The sequence below is a fragment of the Planococcus sp. ISL-109 genome (assembly GCF_018613655.1).
Lineage (GTDB): Bacteria > Bacillota > Bacilli > Bacillales_A > Planococcaceae > Planococcus.
This window is the reverse complement of record NZ_JAGGPW010000036.1, coordinates 26,245-35,341: the sequence shown is the minus strand read 5'-3', so window position 1 is coordinate 35,341 and position 9,097 is coordinate 26,245. Positions and strand designations below refer to the sequence as shown.

8 protein-coding genes are annotated in these 9,097 nt (G+C 47.8%); 5 read left to right on the top strand and 3 right to left on the bottom strand.

Features of this window, described 5'->3' with window-relative positions:
• Nucleotides 1-730: 730 nt before the first annotated feature.
• The 3 genes from J7E21_RS16055 to J7E21_RS16045 form a co-directional block, all read right to left on the bottom strand.
• On the bottom strand, nucleotides 731-2,407 hold the full coding sequence (locus J7E21_RS16055) for a PQQ-binding-like beta-propeller repeat protein (RefSeq protein WP_215109640.1): 1,677 nt from the start codon (nucleotides 2,405-2,407) through the stop codon (nucleotides 731-733).
• A 237-nt stretch (nucleotides 2,408-2,644) separates the two neighbouring features.
• Entirely contained in the window at nucleotides 2,645-3,205 is a 561-nt protein-coding gene (locus J7E21_RS16050; protein ID WP_215109647.1) for a maltose acetyltransferase domain-containing protein, read from the bottom strand.
• Between the two features lie 27 nt (nucleotides 3,206-3,232).
• Nucleotides 3,233-3,490, bottom strand: a complete 258-nt coding sequence (locus J7E21_RS16045) for a hypothetical protein (protein ID WP_215109638.1) — start codon at nucleotides 3,488-3,490, stop codon at nucleotides 3,233-3,235.
• Nucleotides 3,491-3,634: 144 nt separating this feature from the next.
• Between J7E21_RS16045 and J7E21_RS16040 the strand changes: the two genes are divergently transcribed.
• From J7E21_RS16040 to hisD, 5 genes are all read left to right on the top strand, one after another.
• On the top strand, nucleotides 3,635-4,291 hold the full coding sequence (locus J7E21_RS16040) for an alpha/beta family hydrolase (RefSeq protein WP_215109636.1): 657 nt from the start codon (nucleotides 3,635-3,637) through the stop codon (nucleotides 4,289-4,291).
• 97 nt (nucleotides 4,292-4,388) lie between these two features.
• Nucleotides 4,389-4,835 (top strand): DUF4385 domain-containing protein, encoded by a 447-nt coding sequence (locus J7E21_RS16035; protein ID WP_215109628.1) that lies wholly within the window; start codon nucleotides 4,389-4,391, stop codon nucleotides 4,833-4,835.
• Complete coding sequence (locus tag J7E21_RS16030; RefSeq protein WP_215109648.1) at nucleotides 4,780-5,055, top strand: hypothetical protein; 276 nt, start codon at nucleotides 4,780-4,782, stop codon at nucleotides 5,053-5,055. Before J7E21_RS16035 ends, J7E21_RS16030 begins: the two co-directional genes overlap by 56 nt.
• A 1,546-nt stretch (nucleotides 5,056-6,601) precedes the next feature.
• Nucleotides 6,602-7,588, top strand: a complete 987-nt coding sequence (locus J7E21_RS16025; protein ID WP_215109626.1) for a LacI family DNA-binding transcriptional regulator — start codon at nucleotides 6,602-6,604, stop codon at nucleotides 7,586-7,588.
• A gap of 115 nt (nucleotides 7,589-7,703) precedes the next feature.
• Nucleotides 7,704-8,984, top strand: coding sequence for a histidinol dehydrogenase (gene hisD, locus J7E21_RS16020; protein ID WP_215109624.1), 1,281 nt, complete (start codon nucleotides 7,704-7,706; stop codon nucleotides 8,982-8,984).
• Nucleotides 8,985-9,097: the final 113 nt, after the last annotated feature.

The window sequence follows — 9,097 nt, the reverse complement described above, 5'->3', positions numbered from 1 at the left end:
GTTATCTTGTCTTATAATAGGCATAGAGCGCTTTCCCTCCTGATTTGGTTTGTTGTGGTGACTACCATTATACAGGATTTGGGGAGGTGCTCTATTTTCTTGGCGTTACACACTTAGAGCCGCAAGGGCTCGGAATTATGAAATTAACTCAACTATATATTTAAACTATTAAGATATGACTATAACTAAAGTAGTTATAAAGTGTCAATGGAATTACGAAAAAATAATATTAATTTTAGAGTATGAAAATATACATGCATTTAATATTGAATAAAGCTAAATTATAGATTGTTTTTATCTTTTTTTGATATATCTATATTTGAGTTCAAGATATGGCCGCTTATCGGCAGCCTTTTTCCTAACTAGCGTATTTTAATCAGTTTATTGACCAGGTAGCGATTAGAAAGTAGGGGGTGAAACGGGCTCATTAAAAAAATGCCTAAAATTGAGAAGGGAAGTTCTCTTTAGAAAGAAAGGCGATCTATTGTAACGCTGGAGGGGGTTTTTCTATGGGGGAAAAGTTTACACTGGAATTTAAAATGAATGCGATTGAAATGTACTTACTTAAAGGGATGGGCCGTAAACGGAGATGCTATTACAATTACAAACGTTTCCAAAAAAAAATAAGCAGCCTTAGTCCGGTTGAATATCGGACTAAGGCTGCTTAATAAATAGTTACCTTGATTACGGATATCTATTTGACAGGGGTAAGGCCATGGGGGCGCGATTTTTAAGTGAATCTGAACATGCTTGCGTACCCGTCAAGGCTCGTCAGGAATACTTCAATCTTGCCATCTCCGTCCAAATCTCCGACTAATGGCGTCCCTTCAATTCCGCCCTTAACGTTAATTTGTCCGACTTCTTTTCCGTGCTTGTTAAGGATCGTGAGGGTTCCCATCATATCGGGGACTAAAATTTCATATTCCCCATCTAAATTCACATCCAAGATATTTGTTGACCCTCTCATGTTCGCAGATAAGTAGGTTCGCCAAATGGTATTTGCTTGGCCGTCCAAACAATAGACAAATCCAGCTAATCCGCCGAACACCACCGCTTTTTTGTCTGTCTCATAATCGAAAACAGTCGCTCTTGAATTTGTTTCACTAGTCGCCCAAACCGACCAATCCGTAGACTTGTATTTCGTCTCGCCTGTAACACCGTCTAAATAGAGTGTTCTTCCGCCCCGGCCGTTTATGATGTATTCGAAAACGCCGTCATTGTCCATATCCGCAGAGCTCCCGAAACAATCAATGCCAAATCCGGCGTGGTTTTTCCATTTCAGCGTTCCGGTTTCCGCGTTCAGGCAATACGCATGTTGATCAATACTATTGAAGATGCATTCCAATTTTCCGTCTCCATCGATATCCACGATTGTCGGAAATGGTTCGTTCTGCTCTAGTGAACTGAACCTCCACATCAATTCACCCGTGCTTGCTTTAAGCTTTACGCACTGATTGTCAAAGCAGGTTGTATATAAATACCAACCGTCAGGCTCTTCCATCAACTGACCTGCGTGCTGGTAATAAATATCGGATTCGTGAAAAGCTTGAATTTCGTAAGTCGATGTAGCATCAGGCAAGGTTTTAAATGCTTCCGAGGTCCAAATGGTATCCGTTTCGACTCCGCTTATCTTCAGTATTTGCCCTTTCCCAGTGCCAGAAGTAATAACTAGATCGGCATGGTTTCCATCGATCCGCAGGAAGGAATTCTCCACCCAACTCTTCGTTGAATCCGTTATCCCCCACTCGGTTGCTGATGTGACATCGCCACTTCCTTCCCGGTAGTAGAGATTTGAGTGGAACCAGACCCTGTCGCCTTCTTCGTTCAGGCAATACACATGTCCATCATGAGATGCACCGAAAATTTCAATCTTGCCATCACCGTTCACATCGGCTGCTTGGGGCCGGCCGTAATTCGACTCGCCGAACAGATATCTCCAAACCAATTCTCCGGTTTCCACTTCCCGGACATAGATGTACCAGTCCCAGGATTGATAGATGACTACTCGCTTCCCGTTGCTGAAAATAGCAAACACTGGAGTGGAATAGATGGGTTCTTCGCCTGCTTTCACTTCCCATAAAACTTCGTGCTCAACTACTTTTGCCTTGTCTGCTATCTTGCTATCAATTTCACCGGCGTAGCGCAAGAACTCATCCCGGTAAAGTAAATCATCAGCAGGCGGTGTTTCTTCTTCTGGGAGGTTCAATAAATCATAAACCGATTGTGGAATCTCCGTAACTAATTGAATTGCCCGTTGACTTTCCAAGCGGATCGCTTCGCGCACCTGATTCGTTGTTTTAAAGTGAACTGAACTTTGCTCATAAGGGCTCAAAACCGCGTTACCCACTGTCCTCGTCACCTGGCCTTTGTTCTTGATGACTAAGGTTAATCCGTTTGGCAAGTTCATATTTTTGCCCCTTTCGTCTTTGTTTTACCATTACTAGCGAGAAGACCTTACCTCAATGCTTGCGTAGATAGGGGATGAATTTTTTTCATTGCCACTGAGTGAACCGTTAGAAGGGAAGGACCCTTGTGTTGATAGGAAGTCAGATACAAAAACAAGGGAATAAATCAATTTGATTTATTCCCTTGTTTCCAGTTGTAATCCCAAAATCGAGTGCATCGGAATTTCGTGTTCCATCCATTACACTTCAATGGTCTTGATGAACACTGCCGGATTGCCGCCGACCACCGTATTGGCCGGAACGTCTTTTGTGACGACCGCACCGGAAGCGATGACGGCATTATCGCCAATCGTGACGCCCGGGTTGATCACTGCGCGCCCGCCGATCCAGACATTGTCGCCGATGCGCACCGCTTTGCCGTATTCGAGTCCGGCGCGGCGCTGTTCCACATCCAGCGGGTGCGTCGCCGTGTAAATGTGGACGCCTGGCCCGGCGAGGCAATTGTCGCCGATGCGAATGTCGCAGACGTCGAGGAAGACGCAGTCGAAATTCGCGAAAAAATGATGGCCGACGTGGATATTATAGCCGTAGTCGCAGCGGAAATTCGGCTCGATATACAGATGATCGCCGCTTGATCCGAGCAATTGGGCCATAAAGCGCTTGCGTTCCTGGCTGTCCATTTCCTCTGATTTATTGAAGAGCCTCAGCAAGCGCTTAGCATTCAATCGTTCGCGCACTAAGACCGAATCGTCCGCTCTGTAAAGTGTTCCTGCCAACATTTTATCTTTTTCTGTATGCATCCCCATAACGATCCCTCTTTCTGGTTGTCACTGAAATCCGAAAAGCCGCTTTGCGATAAATGCGAATGCTGCCACTGCCGTAATGAACGCCGCGACGAAAAATGCCACTGCGTACGACACGAGATTGCCCGGCAACACCGCTTCGCTGAGTTCGAATAAATAAAACCGGATGGCAACTGGCTCCGTGGCATGGCGCACCATCCACACTTCGACGCCTTTGACGGCGAACAGGATGCTGATGACCATGAGGACCGAAAACGCCGTCCAGCGAATGCCTTTCCACATATGATCGCCTCCGCTTTTCTTAGCTATATTGTCAGTATACCAGAACGGAAAACAGCAGCTGACAAGGAAATTTTCAAATATTTAAAATAATTTACACCCAATTTACAGTAAAAACTTTATACTAATAGGAAAGGAGTGGGAAAAATGAAAGCGATCAACCGAACCATTAAGGGGTATCAAGACCAAAACATCAGCTACACACATGTATTAAATCACGACCAAACGAGGAAACTTGCAATTTTTTTGCCGGGCATCGGCTATACAGCAAAAAGCCCGTTATTCCATTACACCGAGCGCCTTTTACTCGAACAGGAATACGATATTTTGCGCATCAACTATGATTACATGAATCCGTTCTATGACCAGTTCACGATGGCTGAAATCGAAGAAGCGGTGAAGTTCGACGTCAAGCGCGTCATCGACCAGGCACTGAAAGGCAGCGTCTACGAAAAATTCTTCATCGTCGGCAAATCACTCGGCACGATCGCACTCGCCAATGAACTCGAGCGCAAAACCTTCAAAGACGCCAAAATCGTCTGGCTGACGCCGCTGGTCAAATATGAGGAAGTCTTTAAGGCGATGAAGGGCAGCACCAACCCAGCGCTGAGCTTTATCGGCGACAAAGACCGTCATTTCGAACGCGAGCGCATTGAACAACTCCACAACAACCCGCATCTTGACGCGCATATTTTGGCGAACGTCAACCACGGGATGGACTGCGCGGGCGATCCGATCAAGTCGATCGACATCTTGAAAGACGTCATCAAAGACATTCAAGCCTTCTCCAAATCAAGCATATAGTGCGCCTGAACAAACACCGCCGTGCAGGCGGTGTTTTTCTGCCGTTTTTAGAGCGCTTTGACAGGGTATAGTCTCTGCAAAAGGAGAGCGATGCAGCATGGCATTCGATTACGATCTGGACTATAAAAACTTGGACCTCCGGAAAAACCCGGAACTGTACCGTGTCGGCAAAGGCGAGCAAGGCGTCTTGATGGTCCAACCGTACAAAAGCGAAATCCTGCCGCATTGGCGTTTCAAAACACCAGATATCGCCCAGGAATCGTGCGACAAACTGTCCGACATGTTCGAAGAATACCGCAAACAGGACGATTTCGTCGGCATGGACATGGCCCGCAAATTCATCCAGATGGGCTACACCCGCGCACGGCGCTACACGAATTATAAAGGCGGCCGCAAATACAACGAAGACGGTTCCATCAAAGAGCGCCAAATCGATAACGTCAAAGCCGAATCCGCCACTATCTTCAAAAAGAAATGGGACGAAATACGTGAAGACGAAGATTATTTGCGCCGCAAAAAAGAGCACCAGAAAAAGTATGGCTAAGGGAAAAAACCAGCCAGGCAATGAACAGCAAAAACCGCAGCCAAGTCACTTGGCTGCGGTTTTATTATTGGATATGCAAAAGGGAAGAGCTGTAATTTCTGCGTGGAAATGTGACGCTGGTTTTTTGGGGCATCATGAATGGATTCGCCGCCTTGCTTTGGGTAGGCCTCTTGCAGTGAGCCAAGAAAACCGCTTGTCTCACTGCATCGGCTCACCCTGAGCGCTTGGTGGCTGTTAGATTTCATTGATCGTAAGTAAGTAAAATGAAATCTGCTTCTGTAACATTCATCCGCTGTTGGGGAAATCGCTTCCTTACAGCAGAATCGGGAAGAAATGAGCTGGAATTGCTATGCGGAGATTTGTTGCTGTTTGTTCCGGTACCACGAATGGATTCGCCGCCTCGCTTCGGGTTGGCCTCCCGCAATGAGCCAGCAAAAACCGCTGTCTCATTGCTTCGGCTCACCCTGAGCGCTTGACGGCTTTTCTTTTCCACTGACTCTAGCCAGTTTAAATTGGTTTACGTCTATATATTTCATCCGCTGGTGGGGAAATCGCTTCCTTGGAGCAGGACTGTAGAAGTAGAAGCAATGAGTTGGAATGTGGATGTGTGAAAAGGACAAGTTATTCGGTCAAAGCATGACGAATGGATTCGCCGCCTTGCTTTGGGTAGGCCTCTTGCAGTGAGCCAAGAAAACCGCTTGTCTCACTGCATCGGCTCACCCTGAGCGCTTGGTGGCTGTTATATTTCACTAAGTTGAATGACTGAAATTTATGTGTGCTTTTATAGCTTTCGTCCACGGGTGGGGAAATCGTTTCCTTAGTGCGATCGAGCTGTAGGGAAGAGCTGTAATTTCTGTGTAGAAATGTGACGCAGTTTTTTGGGGGCATGACGAATGGATTCGCCGCCTCGCTTCGGGTTGGCCTCCCGCAATGAGCCAGCAAAAACCGCTGTCTCATTGCTTCGGCTCACCCATAAGCGCGAGGCGGCTTTTCCTTTCCACTGACTCTAGCCAGTTTAAATTGGTTTACGTCTATATATTTCATCCGCTGGTGGGGAAATCGCTTCCTTGGAGCAGGACTGTAGAAGCAATGAGTTGGAATGTGGATGTGTAAGGACAAGCTATTCGTTCAAAGCATCACGAATGGATTCGCCGCCTTGCTTCGGCTCACCCGTGAACGCTAGGCGGCTGTTATATTTCATTGGGTTGAATGACTGAAATTTATATGTGTTTCTATAGCTTTCGTCCACTGTTGGGGAAATCGCTTCCTTTGTGGGGGCGTAATGAACAGAAAACTGACTTAGCTAGTTCAGCGAATGATGAAAATAACTTTTCCCATCTCCTATTATCAGAAAGAAGTGTGTAGCATAGATTTTGTTAACAGTGAGATCTCTTGTTATGTTTGCTAGGATGAGTGGACATAGAAACTATCTACCACTATATTTTTAGAGACGGAGCGTAGGCGGGGCAACGCCTGAGGGATCAGCGGGTTTGAGAGACCCCGCAGGAACGCAGTGACGAGGAGGCTCGATTCCCGCCCCTAGGCAAGCGTCCGCTCGGAGCGCAGTCCAATAGCGCAAGCTATGTAGACATGAAAAGTCAGGGATATCTTTCTGACTTAATAATTTGAGTGGCGGTTTTGAAGCGCAGTCTAATAGCAGAAACTATTTACACATATAAGCATGTCGCATTCCTTTGAAACAGATGCAAAAGCCTCGGGTTTGGTGTAATCTGAAAGCCTACTTCAAGCGAAAAGGGTGAACACATATGAAACCGACTGTTAACGCCAAGGATGTCGCAAAGCTTGCCGGAGTTTCCCAGTCTTCGGTCTCCAGAGTCTTTTTCGACGGAGCCAAAGTGACGGAAAAAACGCGCCAAAAAGTGCTCGCCGCAGCACAAGAACTCGGTTATCGCCCGAACGAATACGCCAGAAGCCTGATCACCAACAGCACCAAAATCATCGGGCTCGTCATGAAAGGCATACAAAACCCGTTCTACCCGCAAGTGCTCAAACAATTCACCACCTCATTTAAAAAGCACGGATACAGCGTCCTGTTCGTCCATACGAACAACGACGAAATCCAGAACGAAGACATCGAAACCTTGCTGAATTATAACGTCGCCGGCGTCATCATCACTGATGCCACGATGTCGCTCAATGTCGCAGAAGCATTCAAAAAAAACCAAATTCCGCTCGTGTTCTTTAACCGCAAACTGACGACCAGCAATTTCTATTCGGTATGCTGCAACAACTTGAGCGCCAGCCGAAAAATCGCCGAATTTCTGGCCGCACGTGACGACGGCCTTATGGTGTATATTTCCGGAAATGAAGACACCTCGACGAGCCGCGAGCGCGAACACGGCTTTGCCGAAGTGCTCGAACGGCGAGGCATCCCTTACCAAAAATATACGTCCGATTTCACCTACGAGGGCGGCTATAAAACAGCGCAACAAATACTCTCTGAAGGGGATGCACCAACTGCCATTTTTGCGGCGAACGACATTATGGCGCTCGGCGTCTTGGATGCACTCCGCAAGCAAGGGGTAAACGTACCCGAACAGACGAAAGTCATCGGTTTCGATAATATCGACATGGCTTCCTGGCCGGCGTATGAACTGACGACGTGGGAACAGCCAATCGAAAAAATGGTCGATGAAACGGTGAATTATTTGCTGGGGGAAATCGACGAATACACAGGATTTGCGCAAGCTGTCGAAGTGGACGGCACCTTTGTGGAGCGGTCGACCACGTGAAAACAATTGACTTTACGGAATAATTAAAATATTCTTGTCCTTAACAACTATTTTGCATACGTATTCAAAATATGGAGACATCCGCAAAATAAAAACGACATGGAGGGGTTCCGATATGGTCAAAGTACTAAAAGCCGGTAAATCACAAGAAGAAGTGAGCGCCAACGATTCCAAAGTTGCGCAGATCGTCGCTGGGGCGTTAGAAGATGTGGAAACGCGTGGGGACAAAGCGGTGCGAGAATTGTCCGAGAAATTCGATAAATGGTCGCCTGAATCGTTCCGCCTGACTGACGCGGAAATAAATGAAATCGTTTCCAATGTGCCGGATAAAGTCATCGAAGACATCAAATTCGCACAGAAAAACATCAAAGCGTTCGCCGAAGCGCAGCTCGCGTCCATGAATGATATCGAAGTGGAGCATATTCCGGGCGTCATCTTGGGCCACAAGAACATTCCGGTCAACAGCGTCGGCTGTTACGTACCGGGTGGGCGCTATCCGATGGTCGCCTCAGCACATATGAGTGTGTTGACGGCGAAAGTCGCCGGCGTCAAACGGGTCATCGCGTGCACACCGCCGATGAACGGGGAAATCCCGCACGCCACAATCGCGGCGATGTCACTGGCCGGAGCGGATGAGATCTACTTGCTCGGCGGCATCCAGGCAATGGCAGCGATGGCAATCGGCACCGAAACGATCGAAGCGGTCGACATGATCGTCGGACCGGGCAATGCGTTTGTCGCAGAAGCAAAGCGCCAGCTCTATGGTCGCGTCGGAATCGACTTGTTCGCAGGGCCGACCGAAACTTTGGTCGTCGCTGATCACACAGCGGATGCGGAAATGGTCGCCACCGATATTCTCGGCCAAGGCGAACACGGCCCGACCTCTCCTGGTGCACTCATCACGACGTCCGAGAAGCTGGCGAATGAAACGGTCAAAGAAATCGAGCGCCAGCTGGAAACTTTGGTGACCGCCGATATTGCGCGCGTGTCGTGGGAAGATTACGGGCAGATCCTGCTCGTCGATTCCATCGAAGAAGCACGCATCGAAGCGGACCGTTTGGCATTCGAGCACGTGGAAATCCTGACGGAAAACCCGGATTATTTCCTCGATCACATGACCAACTACGGCTGCCTGTTCCTCGGACCGGAAACGAACGTCGCATACGGCGACAAAGTCATCGGCACGAACCATACCTTGCCGACAAAAGGTGCAGCGCGCTATACTGGCGGACTGTGGGTCGGGAAATTCATCAAAACCGTCACCTACCAAAAAGTGACGACGCCTGAAGCGAGTGCCTATATCGGCGAATACGCTGCGCGCTTGTGCCAGCTCGAGAACTTCGCCGGACACGCCGAACAGGCATTGCTGCGAGTGAGAAGATACGGCAAACAATAAATCACTTGCGCCAAGTGGAAAAAATAGGTGCCACTTGGCAGCAGGACTATAAAGTTTCCATACCCAACAACTAATTGAAGAAATGAGTTGTTGGGTATGTTTGGTTTAGCCAA